Annotated in this window: 19 protein-coding genes; 6 read left to right on the top strand and 13 right to left on the bottom strand. The window is 69.2% G+C overall.

What is annotated here, in order from left to right:
* Positions 1 to 12 precede the first annotated feature (12 nt).
* Complete coding sequence (locus tag SK571_RS18865) at positions 13 to 1,200, top strand: MarP family serine protease (RefSeq protein ID WP_319985376.1); 1,188 nt, start codon at positions 13 to 15, stop codon at positions 1,198 to 1,200.
* A 424-nt stretch (positions 1,201 to 1,624) separates the two neighbouring features.
* Here SK571_RS18865 and SK571_RS18860 read toward each other — a convergent pair whose 3' ends face one another.
* Positions 1,625 to 2,320: a TetR/AcrR family transcriptional regulator gene (locus SK571_RS18860; protein WP_319985375.1), complete on the bottom strand. Its 696-nt coding sequence runs from the start codon at positions 2,318 to 2,320 to the stop codon at positions 1,625 to 1,627.
* A gap of 71 nt (positions 2,321 to 2,391) precedes the next feature.
* Between SK571_RS18860 and SK571_RS18855 the strand changes: the two genes are divergently transcribed.
* Positions 2,392 to 3,876 carry an FAD-dependent oxidoreductase gene (locus tag SK571_RS18855; RefSeq protein WP_319985374.1) on the top strand — a complete coding sequence of 495 codons (1,485 nt, stop codon included), beginning with the start codon at positions 2,392 to 2,394 and terminating at the stop codon, positions 3,874 to 3,876.
* On the opposite strand, the gene SK571_RS18850 is transcribed toward SK571_RS18855, so the two are convergent.
* The 4 genes from SK571_RS18850 to acs all read right to left on the bottom strand — a co-directional run bounded on the left by SK571_RS18850 (position 3,848) and on the right by acs (position 8,498).
* A complete protein-coding gene (locus tag SK571_RS18850; RefSeq protein WP_319985448.1) occupies positions 3,848 to 4,765 on the bottom strand; it encodes an alpha/beta fold hydrolase in 918 nt (305 codons plus the stop codon). The genes SK571_RS18855 and SK571_RS18850 overlap by 29 nt on opposite strands.
* Entirely contained in the window at positions 4,762 to 5,202 is a 441-nt protein-coding gene (locus SK571_RS18845) for a phage holin family protein (protein WP_319985373.1), read from the bottom strand. Before SK571_RS18845 ends, SK571_RS18850 begins: the two co-directional genes overlap by 4 nt.
* Positions 5,199 to 6,365, bottom strand: coding sequence for a Na+/H+ antiporter NhaA (gene nhaA, locus SK571_RS18840; protein WP_319985372.1), 1,167 nt, complete (start codon positions 6,363 to 6,365; stop codon positions 5,199 to 5,201). The genes SK571_RS18845 and nhaA overlap by 4 nt, the downstream gene beginning before the upstream one ends.
* 150 nt (positions 6,366 to 6,515) lie before the next feature.
* On the bottom strand, positions 6,516 to 8,498 hold the full coding sequence (gene acs / locus SK571_RS18835) for an acetate--CoA ligase (RefSeq protein WP_319985371.1): 1,983 nt from the start codon (positions 8,496 to 8,498) through the stop codon (positions 6,516 to 6,518).
* Positions 8,499 to 8,757: 259 nt separating this feature from the next.
* Here acs and SK571_RS18830 point away from each other — a divergent pair, with 259 nt between their 5' ends.
* Positions 8,758 to 9,486, top strand: a complete 729-nt coding sequence (locus tag SK571_RS18830; RefSeq protein ID WP_319985370.1) for an oxidoreductase — start codon at positions 8,758 to 8,760, stop codon at positions 9,484 to 9,486.
* On the opposite strand, the gene kynU is transcribed toward SK571_RS18830, so the two are convergent.
* Both kynU and SK571_RS18820 read right to left on the bottom strand, forming a co-directional pair.
* On the bottom strand, positions 9,476 to 10,576 hold the full coding sequence (gene kynU / locus SK571_RS18825) for a kynureninase (protein WP_319985369.1): 1,101 nt from the start codon (positions 10,574 to 10,576) through the stop codon (positions 9,476 to 9,478). The genes SK571_RS18830 and kynU overlap by 11 nt on opposite strands.
* Positions 10,573 to 11,388: a tryptophan 2,3-dioxygenase gene (locus SK571_RS18820; RefSeq protein WP_319985368.1), complete on the bottom strand. Its 816-nt coding sequence runs from the start codon at positions 11,386 to 11,388 to the stop codon at positions 10,573 to 10,575. The genes kynU and SK571_RS18820 overlap by 4 nt, the downstream gene beginning before the upstream one ends.
* 105 nt (positions 11,389 to 11,493) lie before the next feature.
* On the opposite strand from SK571_RS18820, the gene SK571_RS18815 reads away from it, so the two are divergent.
* The gene (locus SK571_RS18815; RefSeq protein ID WP_229905139.1) at positions 11,494 to 11,934 is read left to right on the top strand and encodes an Lrp/AsnC family transcriptional regulator; all 441 of its coding nucleotides are present in this window, start codon (positions 11,494 to 11,496) and stop codon (positions 11,932 to 11,934) included.
* 95 nt (positions 11,935 to 12,029) lie between these two features.
* Positions 12,030 to 13,154, top strand: a complete 1,125-nt coding sequence (locus tag SK571_RS18810) for a globin domain-containing protein (protein ID WP_319985367.1) — start codon at positions 12,030 to 12,032, stop codon at positions 13,152 to 13,154.
* Here the strand turns inward: SK571_RS18810 and SK571_RS18805 are convergent.
* From SK571_RS18805 to SK571_RS18795, 3 genes are all read right to left on the bottom strand, one after another.
* Positions 13,143 to 14,054 carry an N-acetylmuramic acid 6-phosphate etherase gene (locus SK571_RS18805; protein ID WP_319985366.1) on the bottom strand — a complete coding sequence of 304 codons (912 nt, stop codon included), beginning with the start codon at positions 14,052 to 14,054 and terminating at the stop codon, positions 13,143 to 13,145. The genes SK571_RS18810 and SK571_RS18805 overlap by 12 nt on opposite strands.
* On the bottom strand, positions 14,051 to 14,971 hold the full coding sequence (locus SK571_RS18800) for a MurR/RpiR family transcriptional regulator (RefSeq protein WP_319985365.1): 921 nt from the start codon (positions 14,969 to 14,971) through the stop codon (positions 14,051 to 14,053). The genes SK571_RS18805 and SK571_RS18800 overlap by 4 nt, the downstream gene beginning before the upstream one ends.
* A gap of 70 nt (positions 14,972 to 15,041) precedes the next feature.
* Positions 15,042 to 15,488, bottom strand: coding sequence for a carboxymuconolactone decarboxylase family protein (locus SK571_RS18795; protein WP_319985364.1), 447 nt, complete (start codon positions 15,486 to 15,488; stop codon positions 15,042 to 15,044).
* 49 nt (positions 15,489 to 15,537) lie between these two features.
* Here SK571_RS18795 and pdxR point away from each other — a divergent pair, with 49 nt between their 5' ends.
* Positions 15,538 to 16,875 (top strand): MocR-like pyridoxine biosynthesis transcription factor PdxR, encoded by a 1,338-nt coding sequence (gene pdxR / locus SK571_RS18790; protein WP_319985363.1) that lies wholly within the window; start codon positions 15,538 to 15,540, stop codon positions 16,873 to 16,875.
* On the opposite strand, the gene SK571_RS18785 is transcribed toward pdxR, so the two are convergent.
* Genes SK571_RS18785 through SK571_RS18775 form a run of 3 tightly spaced genes read right to left on the bottom strand, consistent with a single transcriptional unit; the run spans position 16,858 to position 21,246 of the window.
* Positions 16,858 to 18,381 (bottom strand): serine hydrolase domain-containing protein, encoded by a 1,524-nt coding sequence (locus SK571_RS18785; protein ID WP_319985362.1) that lies wholly within the window; start codon positions 18,379 to 18,381, stop codon positions 16,858 to 16,860. The two genes, pdxR and SK571_RS18785, sit on opposite strands and share 18 nt — an antisense overlap.
* A gap of 7 nt (positions 18,382 to 18,388) precedes the next feature.
* A complete protein-coding gene (locus tag SK571_RS18780) occupies positions 18,389 to 19,594 on the bottom strand; it encodes an exo-beta-N-acetylmuramidase NamZ family protein (RefSeq protein ID WP_319985361.1) in 1,206 nt (401 codons plus the stop codon).
* The gene (locus SK571_RS18775) at positions 19,591 to 21,246 is read right to left on the bottom strand and encodes a glycoside hydrolase family 3 protein (RefSeq protein WP_319985447.1); all 1,656 of its coding nucleotides are present in this window, start codon (positions 21,244 to 21,246) and stop codon (positions 19,591 to 19,593) included. Before SK571_RS18775 ends, SK571_RS18780 begins: the two co-directional genes overlap by 4 nt.
* Between the last annotated feature and the right edge of the window lie 131 nt (positions 21,247 to 21,377).

The raw sequence follows: 21,377 nt of genomic DNA, 5'->3' as shown, positions 1-21,377 counted from the left end.
GGAGGTTTCGGGTTGAACTGGGTTGACCTGCTCGTGCTGGGCCTTGCCGCGATCGCCGCGGTCTCCGGGGCCAGGCAAGGCATGGTCGTCGCGCTGCCCGCTTTCGTCGGCGTGCTCGTCGGCCTGATCCTCGGCACACAGATCGCACCGCTGCTGGTCTCCCAGTTCGAGAACGTCGTCACCAAGGTCGTGTTCGCGGTCGGCATCGTCGTGCTGCTCGTGGCGCTGGGCGAGACGATCGGCGTCTACATCGGCCGGACGATCAAGGCGCGGGTCAACGCGTCGCCGTTGCGCGGCGCGGACAACGCGCTGGGCGCGATCGTGCAGGGCTTCGTCGTCTTCATCGTGGCCTGGATGATCGCGCTGCCGCTGACCTCGGTCGTCGGCCTGCCGGACCTCACCTCGTCGCTCAAGCAGTCGGTGATCCTCGGCAAGGTCGACCAGACCATGCCGCAGGCCGCCCGCGTGCTGTCCGGCGACCTGCAGAAGCTCTTCGACGTCTCGGGCTTCCCGCAGGCGATGGACCCGTTCAACCGCACGCCGCTCAAGGACGTCGAACCGCCGGACAACCAGCTGGCGAGCTCGCCGGTGGCGGGCAGGCTGAAGGCGTCCGTGCTCAAGGTCCGCGGCCGTGCGCCGTCGTGCTCCCGTGCGCTGGAGGGCACCGGCTTCGTCATCGCGCCGGAACGCGTCATGACCAACGCGCACGTGGTCGCCGGCACGAACGAGGTGACGGTCGAGGTCGGTCGCGGCCAGTTCGACGCGACGGTCGTCTCCTACGACCCGCGCACGGACATCGCCGTGCTCGCGGTGCCGGACCTGGAGGCCACGCCGCTGCAGTTCCGCTCGGACGAGGTCCAGCCGGGCGAGGACGGCATCGTGCTCGGCTACCCGCTCGACGGTCCGTACAAGGCCTCGCCGGCCCGTGTGCGGGAGCGGATCCCGCTGCTGCGCGGCCCGGACATCTACGACGCCCAGACGGTCACGCGCGACGTCTACACGGTTCGTGCCGAGGTCCGCTCCGGCAACTCCGGCGGCCCGCTGGTCGACCCGAACGGCCGGGTGATGGGCGTGGTCTTCGGCGCCGCGGTCGACGACCCGGAGACGGGCTTCGTGCTCACCGCCCAGCAGGTGCAGGCGATGGTGCAGAAGGCGCCGACGCTGACCAAGCGCGCCTCGACCCAGGGCTGCGCCAGCTAGTGGCGTGGCCCAGAACGTCGGCTGGGTAATTCACGCTCAGCAGGACACCTCACGACGCCGCCCCCACGCCCCCGTACAACCAGTACGAGGACGTGGGGGCGGCGCCGCGATGCGCCCGTCTGACCGCGAATTCGCCCGGCAACTTTCTGGGCCACACCACTAGTAGAGCGTCGCGGCTATCTCTTGGGATAGCGATGGCGGCAGGTTGCTGATTTTCGATCATGAAGATCGCGCTCTCATGGCTGTCACCTGCGCGGTTGGCGGTAGTTGGGGTGATCAGCAAACGTTTGCGCCGGCAGTTTTCTGCCGCCAACTCGGCGGCGACGTGCGTGAGCGCGCGACCATCCGGGCTTCGGTAACGACCGACCAGGCCGCCCAGCCCCGTGCGCGACTCAACGCAGCACAGCTAAGCCGCGACGCTCTACTAGAGACCATGCCGGACGGCGATGCCGTCCAGGACGTAGTCGAGACCGGTGTCGAAGACCTCGGCGTGGTCGCGGTCGGTGGACTCGTGCATGACCCTGCCCAGCAGCGGGAAGCGGCCGGTGGCGAGCATCCGTGCCATGTACGGGCCGGACGCCCGCTGCCACTGCTCCTCGGTCATGCCGGTGGCTCGTTCGGCGCGCAGCTCCGTGATCTCGCTGCGGACCGCGCCGAACACGTAGGCCATCACGGCGCTGACCACGCCGAGCACCTGGTCGATGTCCGCGAGCCGGACCGTGGCGAGTGTCGACTCGATGTGCGCGAGCGAGTGCGGGCCCTGGTGCGGGCGGCCGCTGAGCAGGTCGATGAACCACTCGTGCCGCTTCGCCGCGTCCCGCATCTCGTGCGCGACGTGCTTCAGCCCGGAGCGCCAGCCCGACTTCGCCGGTGGCGGCGTGATCTCGCCGTAGACCTCGTCGACCATCAGGTCCAGCAGCTCGTCCTTGGTCTCGACGTAGCCGTACAGGCGCATCGGGCCCGCGTTCAGCGCGGCGGCCACCTTGCGGAACGACACGTCGTCGAGCCCGCCCTCGTCGGCGAGCCTGATCGCGGCGTTCACGATCAGTTCCCTGCTCAACGGGGTCGGTGAGGGCTTGCTGGGCGGCTCTGGGCGGTCCCACACGGGTTCGTTCGACATCGGGCTGGACAATACAGCGTCTCATCGCGATACAGTGTATTGAGCGATACAGCGTATCGAGAGGGGATGTCGTGAAGACTTCGGTGTTGGTGGTCGGGGGAGGCCTGGCGGGAACGTCGGCCGCGTTGTTCCTCGCGTGGCGCGGGGTGCCCGTGACGTTGGTGGAGAAGCATCCGGGCAGTTCGGCGCACCCGCGAGCGGTCGGTTTCAACGCTCGGGTGGGCGAGTTGCTGCGGGCGGTCGGGCTGGAGGACGAGCTGCCGCCGAGCAGGATGGCGAAGGGCTTCGGCGTCCGGCGGGTCAGGGCCGAGAGCCTGGTCGGGAAGAAGTTCGACGAGACGTTCTGGTCACCGCCGGCCGAGCTCTCCGACGTCGAGCACTCGCCGGCCGCGGGCGTCGGTGTGGCGCAGGACCGGATGGAGCCGATCCTGCGTGACAAGGCCCGCGAACTCGGCGCGGACATCCGCATGAGCACCAGGATGCTGGAGTTCACGCAGGACGACGAGGGCGTCACCGCGATCGTCCAGGGCGACGGCGAGCCGTACGAGATCCGCGCCGACTACCTGATCGCGGCCGACGGCCACCGCAGCCCGATCCGTGAACAGCTCGGCATCGGCCGCACCGGACGCGGGTACATGCACACCTCCCGCAGCGTGCTGTTCCGCGCGCCGCTGCAGGAGTACCTGAAGGACGGGATCGGCCAGTTCGTCATCGACGGCGTGGGCTTCCTGACCACCTACGGCGACGGCCGCTGGGTCCTGATGCTCGACGACCGCGAGTACGACGAGCCCGAGCTGCGGCAGAAGATCTTCGAGGCCATCGGCCGCGACGACCTCGACGTCGAGATCATCACCACCGGTCGCTGGACGATCAGCGCGGCCGTCGCCGACCGGTTCTCCCAGGGCCGGATCTTCCTGGCGGGCGACGCCGCGCACACGTTGCCGCCGAGCCGCGGCGGGTTCGGGGCGAACGTCGGCATCGAGGACGCGCACAACCTCGCGTGGAAGATCGCCGCGGTGCTGAACGGCGAGTCGCGACCGTCCCTCCTGGACACCTACGACGCGGAACGGCGTCCGGTCGCGACCCTCTGCCACCAGCAGATCTTCGCGCGCAACGACGGCCACAACCGCGACGGAGAGCCGGACGACGCGCCGCTGTACGACAACAACGCCATGCACTTCGGCGTCCTGTACCGCTCGGACGCGGTGCTCGGCGCGGGCCCGGAGCTCCCGCCTGCCCAGCTCCCCGAGCAGTGGAACGGCCAGCCGGGCACCAGGGCACCGCACGCGTGGATCGAGCCGGGCAGGTCCACTGTGGACCTGTTCGGGCGCGGCTGGGTGCTCGTCGCCGACCACCCGCAGTGGGAGGAGGCCGCGGTGGGCCTGGCCGTCCGGTACGAACGAGTCGAGCGGCTGGACGTGTTCGGGCTGTCGGCCAAGGGGGCGTCGCTGGTCAGGCCCGACGGCTACGTCGCATGGCGGTCGGTGGACCTGCCGGACGACCCGGCCGCGGAACTCGCGACCGCGTTCAGCTCAGCTTCTGCAGGAACTCGGTGATCAGCCTGCTCGTGGTGTGGGGTGCCTCCTGGTTCGGGAAGTGCCCCACCTCCGGCAGGTAGCGGAACTCCGACTCGGGCCCGAGCCACGGCAGCGAGTCGCGCGCGGAGGACTCCAGGACGATCGGGTCCAGCGCGCCGTGGATCTGCAGCACCGGCACCTGCACCGGCTTGTCGACGGCCTCGGCGAACCGGCGGCCGTCGCTGCGCAGCTGCGAGCGCACCGCCCAGCGGTAGTACTCCAACGCGCTGTGGGCCACGCCCGGCACCGTCATGGCCTGCCGGCAGCGGCGGATGACCTCGTCGAACTCGGGCGCCGACCGCCACTTCGGGCCGGACCACGCGGACAGCAGCTTGGCGACCTGCAGCCCGTTCTCGGCGGTCAGCCAGCGTTCCGGGTGGATCGGCAGCTGGAAGCGCAGCACGTGCGAGTTCGTCCGGGGATGCCTGCGGAACGTCCGGCGCGTCACCAGGGGGTGCGGTGCGGACAGCACGGAGATCGACGAGACCACGCGCGGGTGCATGGCGCCGACCGTCCACGCCGTGGCGCCGCCCCACGCGTGACCCACGAGGTGCGCGCGCGGGGCACCGAGCGCCTTGACCAGTCCCGCGATGTCACCCGCGAGGGTGAAACCGTCGTAGCCGCGCGGAGGTTTGTCCGAGTCGCCGTAGCCGCGCAGGTCCACGGCCACGGCGCGATAGCCGGCCTCGGCCAGTGCGGTCAGCTGGTGCCGCCACGCCCACCAGAACTCGGGGAACCCGTGCAGCAGCAGCACGAGCGGGCCGTCGCCGAGTTCGGCGACGTGCAGGCGGATGCCGTTGGCCGAGACGTCGCGGTGCGTCCACGGACCCGCGACCCGCACAACGGACGGGTCGGGTTTGCGGCTCAGTTGTCGTCGCCCCTGCGCGTGAGGGCCGCGACGGTGTCCTTCGCGGCCGCGATCGACTTCTCCGGCGCCCTGATCTTCTTGACCTTGCGGTAGCCGAGGAAGGCGAAGGCGACGGCGGACAGCAGCATCACGAGGAACACGAGCCCGAAGCCCGCCCAAGTGGGCCAGCCGAACCAGTGCGCGAAACCGAAGCCGAGCGCCATGAACAGGAAGAACAGGCTGAAGCAGAGGATCGTCAGGGCGACGATGAAGAAGACGCTGCCCTTCACGCCCTTCTTGATCTCGGCCGTGATCTCGCCCTTGGCGAGCTCGACCTCTGCTCTGACCAAAGTCGACACGTGGGCCGTCGCATCACGGACAAGACCGCCGATCGACGCCTCGGCCGTCGGGTCGTCTGCGGTCAGCGGAATCGACGCGATGTGCTCCCTGGTGGTCACTCGGACATGGTGCCATGAGCCCGGCTGCGACGAATGAGCAACACCGCGGCGAGCAGCGACGCGATCATCGAGGCGATCAACACAGCGGCCTTCGCGGTCTCCGGCTCGTCGAGTGAGAGGTCCGCGATCAGGAGACTGACCGTGAACCCGACGCCGCCGAGCACGGCCACCGCGATGACGTCCCGCGGCCCCGCGCCGGACGGCCACACCGCCGCCTTGAACCACACCGCGAGCGCCGAGGCCCCCACGATGCCGACCACCTTGCCGACGATCAGCCCTGCCATCACGCCGATCGCGATCTTGTCCTCGAAGAGCTTCCCCAACGCCTCCGCGCCCACCGGCACACCCGCCGCGAACAGCGCGAACACCGGCACGGCCACCCCGGCCGACCACGGCTGCAGCCGGTGCTCCAGCCGCACCGCCGGCGCCTCCTGCTCGTACGGGTCGCGCCGCACCCGCGTCAGCAACGCCAGCGCGACGCCCGCGATCGTGGCGTGGATGCCCGACTCGTGCATGAACCACCACGTCGCCAGCGCGATCGGCACGTAGATCCAGGGGCTGGTGATCCTCTTGTGCTGCAGGAACCAGTACAGCGCCAGCAGCAGCACGACCGCACCCGCGGCGAGCAGGTTGAACTTCGCCGTGAACAGGATCGCGATCACGATGATCGCGCCCAGGTCGTCCACAACGGCCAACGACAGCAGGAACACCCGCAGACTCGACGGCAGCCCCGATGCCGTCAGCGCCAGCACTCCGAGCGCGAACGCGATGTCCGTCGCGACGGGAATCGCCCACGCCTTCTCGATCCCCGGCTCTCCCCAGCCGATCGCCAGCGCGACCAGCGCGGGCACGATCATCCCGCCGATCGCCGCGACGATGGGCAGAACGGCGGCCTTGAAGTTCGACAGCTCCCCGACGACGAGCTCGCGCTTCAGCTCGAGCCCGGCGACGAAGAAGAAGATCGCGAGCAGGCCGTCCTTCGCCCAGTCACCGACCGACAGCGGTCCCAGGTGGAGGTCCCGCAGCCCGAAGTAGGCGGGGGACAGCGGTGAATTGGCCCAGATCAGCGCTATGGCCGTGGCTCCGAGCAGCACCATGCCGCCGACGGTTTCCGTGCGGAGGTAGCGGGCGAACTCGGCGACTGCGGCCTTCTTGCGCGACAAAACGGCTCCCAGGGCGGATCAGCAGGTACACGAATACTCGTGCCGACCAGACTTCCCGGCTCACCGAGTGCTGTGGCGACACAGCACTTTCCGCGATCTTAACGCGAACGGGCGCCCTCCTCAGAGGACGCCCGTCACGTTTGGAGCAGATCAGTCCTCGGCCTTGCCCGACTGCAGACCCGCCGAGATCAGGTCCATGACCGACGAGTCGGCCAGCGTCGTCACGTCGCCGACCGTGCGGTTCTCCGCCACGTCGCGCAGCAGGCGGCGCATGATCTTGCCCGAACGCGTCTTCGGCAGCTCCGGCACGACCATGATCTGCCGCGGCTTCGCGATCGGGCCGATCTCCTTGGCCACGTGGTCGCGCAGCGCCTTGATCGCCTCCGCGCCACCGGCGTCCGCACCCGCGCCACCGCGGAGGATCACGAATGCCACGATGCCCTGGCCGGTCGTGTCGTCGGACGCGCCGACGACGGCGGCCTCGGCCACGGTCGGGTGCGACACGAGCGCCGACTCGACCTCGGTGGTCGAGATGCGGTGACCGGACACGTTCATCACGTCGTCGACGCGGCCGAGCAGCCAGATGTCGCCGTCGGCGTCGTACTTGGCGCCGTCACCGGCGAAGTAGAAGCCCTGCTCGCCGAAGCGCGACCAGTACGTGTCGCGGTAGCGCTCCTCGTCGCCCCAGATGCCGCGCAGCATCGACGGCCACGGCTCGTCCAGCACGAGGTAGCCACCGCCGCCGTGCTCGACCTCGACGCCCTCGTCGTTGACCACCTTCGCGCCGATGCCGGGCAGCGGGCGCTGCGCCGAGCCGGGCTTGGTCGAGATGACACCGGGCAGCGGCGAGATCATGATCGCGCCGGTCTCGGTCTGCCACCACGTGTCGACGATCGGGGCCTTGCCGCCGCCGACGTTCTCGCGGTACCAGATCCACGCCTCGGGGTTGATCGGCTCGCCGACCGAACCCAGCACGCGCAACGAGCTGAGGTCGTACTTGGCCGGGATGTCCGCGCCCCACTTCATGAAGGTGCGGATCAGCGTCGGCGCCGTGTAGTAGATCGAGACGCCGTACTTCTGCACGATCTCCCAGTGGCGGCCCTCGTGCGGGGTGTTCGGCGTGCCTTCGTAGACGACCTGCGTCACGCGGTTCGACAGCGGGCCGTAGACGATGTAGCTGTGGCCGGTGACCCAGCCGATGTCCGCGGTGCACCAGTACACGTCGGTGTCCGGCTTGAGGTCGAACACGTAGTTGTGCGTGTACGACGCCTGCGTGAGGTAGCCGCCGGACGTGTGCAGGATGCCCTTCGGCTTACCCGTGGTGCCCGAGGTGTAGAGGATGAAGAGCGGGTGCTCCGAGTCGAACGCCTCGGGGGTGTGCTGGTCGGACTGCGAGTCCACCAGCTCGTGCCACCACACGTCCTTGTCCGTCCACGCGACCTCGGTGTCGGTGCGCTTGACGACGATGACCTTCTCCACGGACGGCGCGCCGGCGACGGCCTCGTCCACGGCGGGCTTGAGCGGAGCCGGGTTGCCGCGGCGGTACTGGCCGTCGGTCGTGATCACGAGGCGGCACGCGGAGTCCTCGATGCGGGTGCGCAGCGCCTCGGCGGAGAACCCGCCGAACACGACGCTGTGCATCGCGCCGACGCGGGCGCACGCCAGCATCGCGAAGATCGCCTCGGGGACCATCGGCATGTAGATCGCGACGCGGTCCTCGGCGCCGATCCCCAGCGAGGTCAACGCGTTCGCGGCCTTGGAGACCTCGCGCTGCAGCTCGGCGTAGGTGATGGCGCGGGAGTCGCCGGGCTCGCCCTCCCAGTGGATGGCGACCTGGTCGCCGTGACCCGACTCGACGTGGCGGTCCACGCAGTTGTAGGCGACGTTGAGCTTGCCGCCGACGAACCACTTGGCGAAGGGGGCGTCCGACCAGTCGAGCACCTGGTCCCACTTGGTTTCCCAGTGCAGCCGTTCCGCCTGCTTCGCCCAGAACGCCTCGCGGTCGGCCTTCGCCTCCTCGTACAGCGCGGGCTGTGCGTTCGCCTGTGCTGCGAACTCGTCGGAAGGCGGGAACGTCCTGCTCTCCGTGAGCAGGTTGTCCAGAGCGTTGCCCTGGCCTGGCGACTGCGTCATGGTGCGAGACCTCCTGGAAAGTCCAGACCGGTTGGGGATGCGGGTACTGACCGTAGTGCGAGCCAGTTCACTTCCAACAGGTTCCTCCCCAAAAAGGTTCAGACCAATCTGGGGAGGTCGGTTACACGGCTGTCATTGTGTAACCCGTTTTGTCTGGTCCAGGCACGTGTGGCGCGTTGAACGGGCGCAGTTGCGCGCTCAACGGTTGAGCCAGTGAGCTGGGTCACCCGTTTCACCTGGTCAGGTACTCTGCGCGACCGTGACCGATCCTCTCGCACCGCTGCTTTCCTTGCCCGGCGTGGCAGACGCCGCGAACGCCGCCAAGGACGCCGTCTTCCAGGTCCACCGCCATCGGGTGAACCTGCGCGGCTGGGCCACGACGGCGGCGGAAGCGTCCGTTCGCGCGGCCCGTGCGTCGGCGGCTCTGGAAGGCGGTCCGACCGAGATCCCGGAGTCCGGCGAGGTCTCCGACCCCGTGCTGGCGGGGTCTCTGCGGATCGCGGAGGCGCTGGGCGGGCTCGTCGCCACGTGGCAGCGCGCGCCGTTGCAGGCCCTCGCGCGGTTGCACGTTCTCGCCGCCGCCGACCTCACGACCGACGTCGGACGGCCTCGCGTCTCCGAGGACGTGTCGCAGCGGCTCGACATGCTCGGCTCGCTGGTCACCGGCGGCACGTCCGTGCCGGCGCCGATCGTCGTCGCGGTGGTGCACGGCGAACTGCTCGGGCTGGCGCCGTTCGACGTCGCCAACGGGGTGGTCGCCCGTGCGGCCGCGCGGATGACGTCGATCTCCACCGGCCTGGACCCGAAGGGCCTCGGCGTGCCGGAGGTGGCGTGCCTGCGTCGTTCGGCGGAGTACGAGGCCGCGTCCGTGGCGTTCGCGTCGGGGTCCCTGGAGGGCCTCGCCCAGTGGATCCTGTTCGTCTGCTCGGCGCTGGAGGCGGGCGCCCGCGAGGCGAAGAGCATCGCGGACGCCGCACTCACCGGGTGATGTCCGCCAGGACCTCGGCGGCCCTGACGGCGTCCTCGTCGGTCACGTAGAGCGGGGCGAAGCCGAAGCGGAGGATGTCCGGCGGCCGGTGGTCGCCGATGACTCCGCGCGCGATCAGCTCGTCCATCACGGCCTTGGCGTCCGGGCAGCGCACCGAGATCTGGTTGCCCCGCCGCTCCGGCGTGATCACTTCGAGGCTCGTGAGCTTCTCGACGTGCTCGCGGAACAACGCGGTCAGCGCCAGGCCGCGCTGCCTCAGCTCGGCCAGGTCGACGTCGTCCCACACGTCCAGCGACGCGTCGAGCGCGAGCATGGACAGGATGTCCGGCGTGCCGACCCGTGCGCGCATGATGCCGGGATCGGGCTCGTAGGACGGCTTCATGCCGAACGGCTCGCGGTGGCCGTTCCAGCCCGACAGCGGGTTCTCGAACGTCGCCTGCCGGTGCTTCGGCACGTAGATGAACGCCGGCGAGCCCGGTCCGCCGTTGAGGAACTTGTAGGTGCAGCCGACCGCGAAGTCGACTCCGAGGGCGTCCAGCTCGATGGGCAGCACGCCGGCGCTGTGGCAGAGGTCCCAGACCACCTGCGCGCCGACGGCATGGGCCTGCTCGGTGAGCGCCTTCATGTCGTGCAGCGCACCGGTCCGGTAGTCGACCTGGTTGAGCAGCACCACGGCGGTGTCCTCGCTCAGGTCCAAAGAGGACGGATGTGCGGCACGGATCTTCAGCCCCGTCAGCGAAGCCACCGACTGCGCGATGTAGCCGTCGGTCGGGAACGTCGACTCGTCGCACACGATCTCGGTGCGTTCGGTGCCCTTCACCGCGCCCATCAACGCCTTGTAGACGTTGACCGACGTCGAGTCGCCCACCACCACCTGACCGGGAGCCGCCCCGATCAGCCGGCCGATCCGGTCGCCGATCCGTTGCGGCGCCTCCCACCAGCCTTCGCTCCACGACCTGATCAGCCGTGTGCCCCACTGGTGCTTCACGACCTCCTGCACGCGTTCGGCCACGTGCTTCGGAGGTGCGCCGAGCGAGTTGCCGTCGAGGTAGATGATCCCTTCGGGAACGTCGAACAGCTCGCGCCTCACACGTAACTCCTCGCGGTCCACAGCTCGGGGAACACGGCTCGCTGGGTGCGCTTCTCGAGCCACGCGACACCAGCGGAGCCGCCGGTGCCGACCTTCGAGCCCATCGAACGCCGGGTCGCCAGCAGGTGGTCGTAGCGCCAGCGGGCGAACTCCTCGGCGATGTCGGTCAGCGCCTCGCCCAGTTCCAGCAGGTCGCGGTCGTTGCCGCGGTAGATCGCCGCCCACACCTGCTCGACCTCGGCCGACGGCTCGTAGGCCTTGGTCAGGTCGCGGTCCAGCACGCTCTGCGGGATGTCGAAACCCCTGCGCTGCAACGCGGCCAGCACGTCGTCGTAGAGCGACGGCTCGCCCAGCGACTTCTCCAGCTGGTCGTGCATCGCGGGCACGGCGCGGTGCGGCACGAGCATCGACCTGGACTTCTCGCCGAGCAGGAACTCCATCTCGCGGTACATGCCCGACTGGAACCCGGAGCCCTCGCCGAGCGCGTCGCGGAACGAGTTGAACTCGGTCGGCGTCATGCGCGCGATCGGCCTCCAGGCCGCGGACAGCGCCTGGAGGTGCAGGTCGGAACGCCGCAGCGTGCGCACGGCCGCGCGGAGGTCGTCGGCGCGCAGTTCGGTCTGGGCCTGCCGCCACTCGAAGCAGAGCAGGCCGAAGTACAGCTCCATCACCTGCGTGATGACCAGGAACGACATCTCACGGGGATCTTTGGACCACTGCTGTTGAAGGGTGTGCAGCACCGACGCGTGCACGTAGTCCTCGTACGGCGTGGTGCCGCCGAAATCCAGCTTGGGGGACACGGGGCAGCTCATGGGTCAATCGTCGCCGGAACGGCCCGTCACCTGAATGGGCGATGAAAGGCGTTCGGCTCGAACTTCTTCTGATCGCAAAACAGATCGCCGAGTAGCTTTGCGTTCATGTTGGACGAGGTGGACAAGGCCCTGTTGGAGGCGCTCCAAGAGGATGCGCGGCTGTCGTACAACGAGCTGGCCCGCCGGGTCCACGTCTCACCGCCGACGGTCGCCCAGCGGGTCCGCCGGCTCGAGAACATGGGCGCGATCACCGGCTATCGCGCCGTGGTCGATCCCACCGTCGTCGGGCGTCCGGTCGTCGCGTTGGTGCGCATGAAGTGCTACGGCCCGCGGTGCATCACCGTGCACCCCGAGCTGCTCGACGACCTCCCCGAGGTGGTCGAGGTCGTCCGGCTGACCGGAGACATCTGCTCGGTCGTGAAGGTCGTCACCACGTCCATCATCGAGCTGGAACGGCTGCTGGTCCGGCTGGCCGCGCACGGGGAGACGTCCAGCGCGATGGTGCTGTCGACACCGATCCCGTGGCGTCCGGTGCTACCGGGATAGCCTCTGGGCCTCATTTGGATCCGTTGTCCGTCGGGGACCTCATCGCTCAACCACTGCTCCGGTGCTCAGGCCGGTGCTGACCCGAGGAGCCTTCGATGCTGTCCCCGAAGTCCGCTGAGCTGGTCGAGGCGACGCTGCCCGCTGTGGGGGCCGCCATCGGCGAGATCAGCCGGCTGTTCTACCAGCGCCTGTTCGCCGAGCACCCGGTCCTGCTGCGGGTCCTGTTCAACCGCGGCAACCAGGCCGACGGCACGCAGGCCAGGGCGCTGGCCGGCTCGGTCGCGGCCTTCGCGTCCGGACTGCTCGCGGGGCAGCAGCCCGACGCGATGCTGCGCCGCATCGCGCACAAGCACGTCTCGGTCGGCGTCACGGCCGGGCAGTACGCGGTCGTGCACGAGCACCTGCTCGCCGCTGTCGGCGACGTTCTGCACGTCACGCCGGAGATCGCGGCGGCCTGGAGCGAGGTCTACTGGCTGATGGCCGACACGCTGATCGGACTGGAGCGGTTCCTGCCCAGGGGACAGCAGGACTACAAGGTGATCGCCCGGTTCCAGGAGACGGAGGACGTGGTGACGTTCGTCGTCAGGCCGGTCACCGGCCCGGTGCCGCTGAACACGCCCGGCCAGTACGTGTCGGTGCAGGTCCCGCTGTCCGACGGCGCCCGGCAGATCCGCCAGTACAGCCTGTCCGGGCGGACCGACGACGCACTGCAGTTCTCGGTGAAGCGCGACGGCGAGGTGTCCCGGTACCTGCACGACTGCGCGCCGGTGGGCAGCACGCTGAGGCTCAGCCGTCCGGCCGGGGACGTGACCCTGCGGCCCGGTGACGGCCCTGTGCTGTTCGCGTCGGCGGGGATCGGCTGCACGCCGATGATCTCGATGCTCGCCGAGCTCGCCGCCATCGGCTCACCGCGTCAGGTCATCGTGGTGCACGGTGACCGCGACCAGTTCAGCCACCCGTTCCGCGCCGAGCTCGCCCAGCTCGTGGCCAAGATCGAGGACGCGCAGGCGCACGTCTTCTACGAGCTGCCCGTCGGCGAGTGGCCGGCCGGGCGGACCGGGCTGGCCGACCTCCGCGGCGTTCCCGTTCCCGCGAACACCACCGCGTACCTCTGCGGGCCGGTGCCGTTCCTGCGCGCGATGCGGGCCCAGCTGCTCGCCGCGGGCGTCACCGACATCCACTACGAGGTGTTCGGGCCGGACGTCGTGTCAGCCGGCTAGCCGGTCCAGGGCGTTGCGGACATGGCCCTTGGTGTCCTCCAGAGCGGCGGCCGCACGATCGGTCGGTGCGCCGGACAGCAGGTGGACCAGCGCCACCTTGAGGTCGCCGTCCGCGTCCGCCAGCGCCCGCTCGCACGCGTTCTCCGGCTGCCCGGTGGCCTCGTGCAGGATCCGGATCGTCCGGCCGCGCAACTTCGCGTTGGTGGCGCGCATGCTGATCATCAGGTTCGAGTAGGTGCGGCCGAGCTTGATCATCACCGCCGTGGAGAACGACGTCAGGACCAGTTTCTGGGCCGATCCCGCCTTCATCCGCGTGGAGCCGGCGATGGCTTCTGGGCCGGTGTTCAGCGCGACGAGGACGTCGGGCGTGAACGGCACGGACGCGTTGTTCGACACCAGCACGGTGTGGGCGCCAAGCGCTTGCGCCTCCTGCAGCGCGCCGATCACGAACGGCGTGCGCCCGGACGCCGTCACGCCCACGACCAGGTCTTTCGCGGTGGCGTGGCGGCGGATCTGGGCGGCGCCCGAGTGGTCCTCCACCTCTTCGACGGCGCGGACGAGGGCTTCCGAACCGCCGGCGTGGTGGGCGACGAACCAGTCCGCCGGTGCGTTGAACGTCGGTACGAGCTCAGCCGCGTCCAGCGTTGCCAGACGTCCTGAGGTGCCCGCGCCGACGTAGTGCACCCGGCCGCCGGACATGATCGCCGCGACGCCGAGGTCGACGGCGACGGCCAGTTCCGGCAGTGCCTGCGCGACCGCGGCGGGGACCGTGCGGTCCTCCTCGTTGATCATGCGCAGCACGTCGATCGTGGATACCCGGTCGATGTCCGTGGTGCGGGGGTTCCGTTGCTCGGTCGGAGATTCCACGTGCACCACCACACCGTTCCGGGGGGAGATCATTTAGTCGTCTCCCGCGGCCGTCGCCGGCCATCTGGTCTGGCACCGAGCCGATGGCCGGACACGGCTTCGTAGGTCGCCTCCAGCGCCGTCTTCGCCGTGTCCACGTGGTGCTGGGCGACGCCGATGAACAGGCAGTCGATCACCGTGAGCTGGGCGATGCGGCTCGCCATCGCGCCGGACCGGAACGTGGTCTCGCGTGCGGCCGTGGTCAGCACGTGGTCGGCGATCTCGGTGATGGGCGAGCGCGGGAAGTTCGTCAGCGCGACGGTGGTGGCGCCGGTCTCGCGGGCGACGCGCAGGGCCTCGACGGTCTCCGCGGTCGAGCCGGTGTGCGAGATGCCCACGGCGACGTCCGCGCCGGTCAGCACGGCGGCCGACGTCAGCGCGATGTGCGTGTCGTTCCACGCGAAGCAGGTGAGCCCTATGCGGTGCAGCTTCTGCTGCAGGTCGAACGCGACGAACGCCGAAGCGCCGAAGCCGTAGACGTCCACACGGCGGGCGCCCGCGACCGCTTGGACGACCTTGTCGAGCGACTCGATGTCGAGCTGCTCCGCGGTCTCCTCGACGGCGCGGGCGTCGGCGAACGCGACCTTGCCGACGACCTGCTTGAGGTCGTCGCCCGGTCCGATGTCGCCACCCATGTCGTGGTTGGCCCTGGCCTGGCTGCGGGCCGTGTCGGCGGCGAGCGCGATGCGCAGCTCCGGGTAGCCACCGACGCCGATCGCCTTGCAGAACCGCGTCACCGTCGTCTCACTGGTGCCCGCCTGTTCGGCGACCTCGGTGATGCTGCGGTGAGCGACGGTTCCCGGGTTCTCCAGCACCACCTTCGCGACGCGCTGCTCGGCGCGCGCGAGACCGGGCAGCAACGACCGGATCTTCACCAGTGGACTGGACTCGGCAGTGCTTTCAGTGGACACGTGGGAAACTTACTAACCGCCACTGCGAGGGTCAACGGAGTGTGTCCGAAAGTCACTCTGTCGGCAGGTTCTAGTGGACGTCAGGCACCTTCCGGGTGGAGACGGCGATCCGGTTCCACGAGTTGATGGTGAAGATCAACGCGATGAGCTGCGCGAGCTCCTCGTCGCCGAAGTGCTCCGCGGCCTGCTCGTAGACCTCGTCGCTGACGTACTCGTGGCTGCTCAGGACGGTGATGGCCTCGGTGAGCCGCAGCGCCGCCCGCTCCTTCTCGGTGTAGAGGTCGCCGGCCTCCTCCCACGCGTTGAGCAGGTAGATGCGGGCCTCGGACTCACCACCCTTCCGGGCGTCGACCGTGTGCATGTTGAGGCAGTAGGCGCAGTGGTTGAGCTGGGAGGCGCGGATGCGCACGAGCTCGGCGAGCTGCTCGTCGAGACCCTCACGGGCGGCGGCGTCGAGGGCGATCATGGCGCGGTAGACCTTCGGTGCCTTCTTGGCGAGGTCGATGCGGTTCGTCATGGCTAAAACCTATGGCGCTGATTGGACCTGGGCATGGTGCAATCTGATCGTGGAATCGTGGGCCAATCTTGACTTCCACCTGGACCTGTCCGGGCCGGGTGGTCTGCGGCACCGGTTGACGGCGTCGTTGCGGGAGGCGGTCCGGTCGGCGCGGTTGCCACCCGGCACTCGCCTGCCGGCCTCGCGGTCGCTCGCGCTCGACCTCGGGATCGCGCGCAACACCGTCGCCGAGGCCTATGCGGAACTGGTCGCGGAGGGCTGGCTGACGGCGCGTCAAGGGTCGGGAACCGTTGTCGCGCAAAGAGTCGCGCCTCCTCCTCCGGTCACCCGCCGGACCGTGGACGCCGAGGTGCGCTTCGACCTCAGGGTCTCCACGCCGGACGTCACCGAGTTCCCGCGCGCGGAGTGGATCCGCTCGACGCGGCGGGCGCTGACGGCGGCGCCCTCGGAGGCGTTCGGGCCGGGAGATCCGCAGGGCCGGATCGAACTGCGGACGGCGCTGGCCGAGTACCTGGCGCGGGCGCGGGGAGTGCGTGCCGATCCCGAGCGGATCGTGGTGTGCTCGGGTTTCGGTGGTGCGGTGCAGATGTTCGACCGGCTGCTGACACCGCCGGTCGTCGTCGAGGAGTACGGGCTGGGCTTCCACCGGTCAATGTGGACCTCGACGGTGCCGTTGGCGGTGGACGACCACGGCGCGAACACCGAGCAACTGCCGGACGACCTGCGGACGTGTGTGCTGACTCCCGCGCACCAGTTCCCGTTGGGCGGCCCGTTGCACCCACGGCGGCGTGCGTCGGCCGTGGAGTGGGCACGGCGCGTGGACGGCCTCGTGCTGGAAGACGACTACGACGGGGAGTTCCGCTACGACCGGCAGCCCGTCGGCGCTGTGCAGGGGCTCGATCCCGAGCACGTCGTGTACCTGGGCACGTCCAGCAAGGCGTTGTCACCGGCGCTGCGGATCGCGTGGATGGTGCTGCCGGACCGGTTCGTGGACCCCGTGCTGGCGTTGAAGACCGATCGCGAACAGCACATCAGCATGCTCGACCAGCTGACGCTGGCGGACTTCCTGGAGTCCGGGGCTTACGACAGCCACGTGCGCCGGATGCGGTTGAAGTACCAACGGCGCCGTGACCGGCTGGTGGAGGCTGTCTCGCCGTACGCGTCGGTGTCCGGCATCGCGGCCGGGATGCACGCGGTGCTCGACACGCCTCACGAAGCGGAGATCGTGCGGACCGCGCGTGAACGCGGGATCGAGGTCAGCCCTCTCTCGTGGTTCCGGCACGAGCTGAGCGACGACGACCGCACGGGGATCGTGCTGAGCTTCGGAGCGCCCGCGTTCCCACGGGCGCTCCCGCTGTTCACCCAGGTTCTAGCGGCGTGCCACTGACCAGCCTTCGGCCGTGACGTCGCCGCGTGCGTGCACGTAGGCGCCGCGGCCGTTGTACTGGCCCGCCTTGGTGTAGACGAACCTGGTCTTCACGGATTCCGTTGACACCCAACGGCGACCGGTCGTCGTGATGGTGCGCGCGTCCTGCCAGTCCGTGCCGTTCCAGTGCTGGACGGTCAGCTTGTCGCCCTTGTCGACGTCCACGAAGACCTCGACCGGACGCTCTGCGGTGAGAGTGCCGCCGGAAGTCGTTGCGCGCCACTGCTTTCCGTGTGACTTGACGGCGAGAGCGCCGGCCAGGCCGTCGGCGGCGGCGCGGCGGGCCGGGTTGACGCTGCCCCAGTCACGGCTCGGGTGCACGCGGTTGGTCAGCAGGATCGCGATCGAGCGCGAGGCCTTGTCGATCACGAATGACGTGCCGGTGTAGCCGGTGTGCCCCGCGGCTCCCTGGCCGCTCAGGGCACCCATGTACCAGCGTTGGTCGAGCTCGAAGCCGAGGCCGTGGGCGTTGTCCGGGAACTGCTGGTTGAAGTTCGTCAGCATCAGCTCGACGGAGTGCTCGCTGAGGATCCGGCGGCCTTGGTAGGTGCCGCCGTTGAGGATCGTCTGGCCGAGGACGGCGAGGTCTTTGGCCGTGCCGAACACACCGGCGTGGCCTGCTACTCCTCCGAAGGACCACGCGTTCTCGTCGTGCACCTCGCCGCGGACGATGCCGCGTGGCGGTGTCGACTGGAACTCCGTCGCGGCCGTGCGGTCCTTGGCCTTCGGGTTGTAGCCGGTGTCCTTCATGTTGAGCGGCTTGGTGATGCCGTCGCTCACCGCCTGGTCGAGCTTCTTGCCGCTGACCTTGAAGACCAGCTCGCCGAGCGTGATCAGGTTCAGGTCGGAGTAGACGTACGTGGTGCCGGGCGTGGACTTCGGCTTCACGTCCATCACGGCTTTGAGGCGTGACGGGATGTCCGGGTACCTCTGCCACAACGGGATGAACGGTTCGAGGCCGCTCGTGTGGGTGAGGAGCTGCTTGACGGTGATGTTCTCCTTGCCGTTCACGCCGAACTCGGGCAGGTAGGTGGCGACCTTCTCGTCGATGCTCACCCGGCCCTGCTCGACCTGCTGGATCACCGCGATCGACGTGAACAGCTTGGAGATGGAGGCGAAGTCGAAGATCGTGTCCTTCTTCATCTGGACGCGTTCGGCTTCTGGCAGCTGGGTCTGCTGGTCCTTGTAGAGGACCGCGTAGCCCGTGCGGTCGTGCGTGACGATCTTGCCGTCGTGCACGTACATCGTGACCGCCCCGGCGTACAGCGGCTTGCCGTTGGCCTGGGGTTTCGTGAAGTCGCGGAGCTGGCGCAGGGCCGTGTTGACCGGCTCCGGGTCGAGACCGGCCCAGAACGGGTTCGACTCGCGCAGCGTCGTCCACTGGTGCGCGAAGCCGTCCTGGGGCTGGTCGTAGTGGCCGGGGACCAGGGTCGTCACGAGTGCGGTGGCCAGGGCAGGGATGAGCATGGCGTCCTCACCGGTAGCGCAGGTAGGGCAGGCGGGTGCGGCGGAACTGCTGGAGCTCCTGCTGCCACGCGCCGACGACCTCGGCCAGGGGTGCCTGGGCGTCGATCATCCTGCGCAGCCGGTCGGAGCCGCTGAGCTTGTCGATCCAGTTGTCCGGGCGCCACGCGAACACGCCGGGGTACAACGACTTCGCGGTGATCAGCATGGCCACGGCGGCCCTGATGGCGTCGAACCTCCGCGGGTCGGTGACGTGCAGGGTGACACCGCCGCAGGTCTTGCCCTGGAACTTGTTGAACGTGGGCGAGAAGTAGGTCTCGCGGAACCGGACGCCCCCGAGGTCCAGGGCGTTCAGCGCCTCGGCCCACCGCCAGTCGATGCCGGGCGCGCCGACGGTCTCGAACGGGCGGGTGGTGCCGCGGCCCTCGGACAGGACCGTGCCCTCGAACAGGCACGTGCCGGGGTAGACCAGCGCGGTGTCCTGGGTGGGCATGTTCGGGCTCGGCGGGACCCACGGCAGGCCCGTGTCGAGCTGGTTCCTGCGCCAGCCCCGGACGTTGACCACGTCGAGCTTGGTGGCCAGGCCGAACTCGCCCTTGAAGTAGCGCGCCAGTTCGCCGACCGTCATGCCGTGTTGCTGCACGATCGGTTTCAGCCCGACGAAGGTCGCGTAGGCGGGGTCGAGCTGCGGGCCGTTCGCGGTGCCGCCGATGGGGTTCGGGCGGTCCAGGACGATGAAGTCCAGGTCCTCGGCCGCTTCCATCGCCTGGTACAGCGACCAGATGTAGGTGTAGAAGCGCGCGCCCACGTCCGCGATGTCGAACACGACCGTGTCGATGCCCGCCTTCGTGAACATCGCCTGGATCTTCGTGGGGCTGGCTTGATACGTGTCGTACACCGGGATACCGGTGCGCGGGTCCGCGTAGTCGCCTTCAGAGCCGCCTGCCTGCGCCGTGCCGCGGAAGCCGTGTTCCGGTCCGAAGACGGCAGTCGGCTTGGCGCCGTGGGCGACCATCGAGTCGACGATGTGGGTCTGGTCCCTGAGGACGCCCGTCGGGTTCGTCAGCACGCCGACCTTGCGGCCTTTGAGCTTGCGCCAGCCGTCCTGCGCGAGCTGTTCGGCCGCGGTGGCGAGCTTCGGGGTCGCGTCGGCGGTCGCGGTGCTGACGAGGGGGACGGACAGGGCGCTCGCCGCGAGGAAGCTCCGCCTTCTCACCAGGTCACTCCGTGTCCGAACGGGTAGGGGGTCGGGCCCGGCACGTCGACCGGGAGCTTGCCCTGCGGCTTGACCTCGCCGAGCAGAACCCTGGCCAGCGCCTCCATCGAGACCGTCGTGGTCGAGTAGGTGGCGAGCCACGTCTTGGCGCCGCTGTGGGCGACGTCGTACGGGTTGGCGGTGGCGACCGCGACGACGGGCTTGCCGGTGGCGACGAGCTGGTTGATCAGGTCGACCTGGGCTGGCCTGGTGCTCGCGTTGTTGGTCAGCACCACGATCTTGTCCGCGCCTGCCGCCGCTGCCACCGCCTGCTGGATCTGCGCGGCCGTGGGGCTCGTCGCGGTGACGAACTTGGTGCCCTTGAGCCTGGTCGCGAGCGGTGAGGTGGTCGCGTCGCTGGTGCCGACGACCAGGGGAGCGGTGGCGTTCAGCGGGATCGCCTGGCCGTCGTTGCGGACGACCGTGATGCTGCGGTCGGCGATGGCCTGGGCCTGCTGCGTGCTGGAACCGACGATCTGGTCGACCTTGTTCACGTCGACCTCGGAGGTGAGCATGACACCGCGCAGGAGCTTCATCTTCAGGATGCGCAGGACGCTCTGGTCGATGCGCTGCTCGGTGATCTCACCGCTGCGGACGGCCTTGACGACGCTGTCGATCGCGGCACCGAGGTTCGGCGGCATCAGCAGCTGGTCGACGCCCGCCTTGATGGCCAGCACCGGGATCTCGGCGTCGGAGTGCAGCTTGCGGACGCCCGCCATCTCCAGCGAGTCGGTGACGACCACGCCGTCGTACTTCAGCTCGTCGCGCAGCAGCCCGGTGATGATCTTCGGGCTGAGCGTGGCCGGGTTGCCCGACGGGTCGATCTGCGGCACCTGGATGTGCGCGGTCATGATCGAGTCGATCTTGGCGGCGATGGCGGCGGAGAACGGCGGCGCGTCGATCTGGCGCCACTGGTCGAGGCTGCGGTTCGAGACCGGCAGGGCGGTGTGGCTGTCCTCGGACGTGTCGCCGTGGCCGGGGAAGTGCTTGGCGGTCGAGGTCACCGAGGTCATGTCGAACCAGCGGCGGCCCTCGTAGCCCTGCACCTGGGCGGCGACCATGTCGGCGGCGAGCTTCGGGTCGCTCGAGAAGCTGCGCACGCCGATGATGGGGTTCGCCGGGTTGGAGTTGACGTCGGCGTCCGGCGCGAAGTTCTGGTTGATGCCCATCGCGCGGAGCTCCTGGCCCGTGATGCGCGCGGCCTCTTCGGCGTCCTTGGTGCTGCGGCCCGCGCCGAGGGCCATGTTGCCCGGCAGCTGGGTGGCCGGCGGGCCGATTCGCGTGACGACGCCCATCTCCTGGTCGATCGAGATGAGCAGCGGGACCTTGCTGGCCTTCTGCAGACCGTTGGAGAGCTGCGCGATCTGCTTGGGCGTGTCGACGTTGTCGCGGCTCGAGTTGTTGAAGTAGATGACACCGCCGGGCTGGTACTTGCGCACCATGTCCGCGGCCGTCGCCACTCCGAAGTCGGTCTGGTTCTTGGGGTGCGGGACGTCGGCGGCCTGGCCGTTGACGTACGTGACGAAGAGCTGGCCGACCTTCTGTTCCAGCGACATCCCGCGCAGTGTGGTCACCGAGGCGTCCGCTCTCGCCACCGGCGTGAGGGCGACCATGGCTGTGACCAGCGTCAACGCGGCGAACTTCCGCACTGTCCGTGCCTCCCGGTGATGTTCCCACAGGTAACTGGCGTATTTCGCAAGTTACTCACGAGGACGTGGTGGGTCAACGGGCGCACATTCTGCCG

The organism is Lentzea kristufekii (assembly GCF_033949925.1).
GTDB lineage: Bacteria > Actinomycetota > Actinomycetes > Mycobacteriales > Pseudonocardiaceae > Lentzea > Lentzea kristufekii.
This window is presented reverse-complemented; position numbering and strand designations above follow the sequence as displayed.

Coding starts and splice junctions, on each gene's coding strand:
- SK571_RS18805 (WP_319985366.1), bottom strand. CDS start 14,054: ATGATCTCCCCCCGGAACGGTGTGGTGGTGCACGTGGAATCTCCGACC.
- SK571_RS18810 (WP_319985367.1), top strand. CDS start 12,030: ATGCTGTCCCCGAAGTCCGCTGAGCTGGTCGAGGCGACGCTGCCCGCT.
- SK571_RS18775 (WP_319985447.1), bottom strand. CDS start 21,246: ATGGTCGCCCTCACGCCGGTGGCGAGAGCGGACGCCTCGGTGACCACA.
- acs (WP_319985371.1), bottom strand. CDS start 8,498: ATGACGCAGTCGCCAGGCCAGGGCAACGCTCTGGACAACCTGCTCACG.
- SK571_RS18820 (WP_319985368.1), bottom strand. CDS start 11,388: ATGAGCTGCCCCGTGTCCCCCAAGCTGGATTTCGGCGGCACCACGCCG.
- SK571_RS18815 (WP_229905139.1), top strand. CDS start 11,494: ATGTTGGACGAGGTGGACAAGGCCCTGTTGGAGGCGCTCCAAGAGGAT.
- SK571_RS18860 (WP_319985375.1), bottom strand. CDS start 2,320: ATGTCGAACGAACCCGTGTGGGACCGCCCAGAGCCGCCCAGCAAGCCC.
- SK571_RS18795 (WP_319985364.1), bottom strand. CDS start 15,488: ATGACGAACCGCATCGACCTCGCCAAGAAGGCACCGAAGGTCTACCGC.
- SK571_RS18785 (WP_319985362.1), bottom strand. CDS start 18,381: ATGCTCATCCCTGCCCTGGCCACCGCACTCGTGACGACCCTGGTCCCC.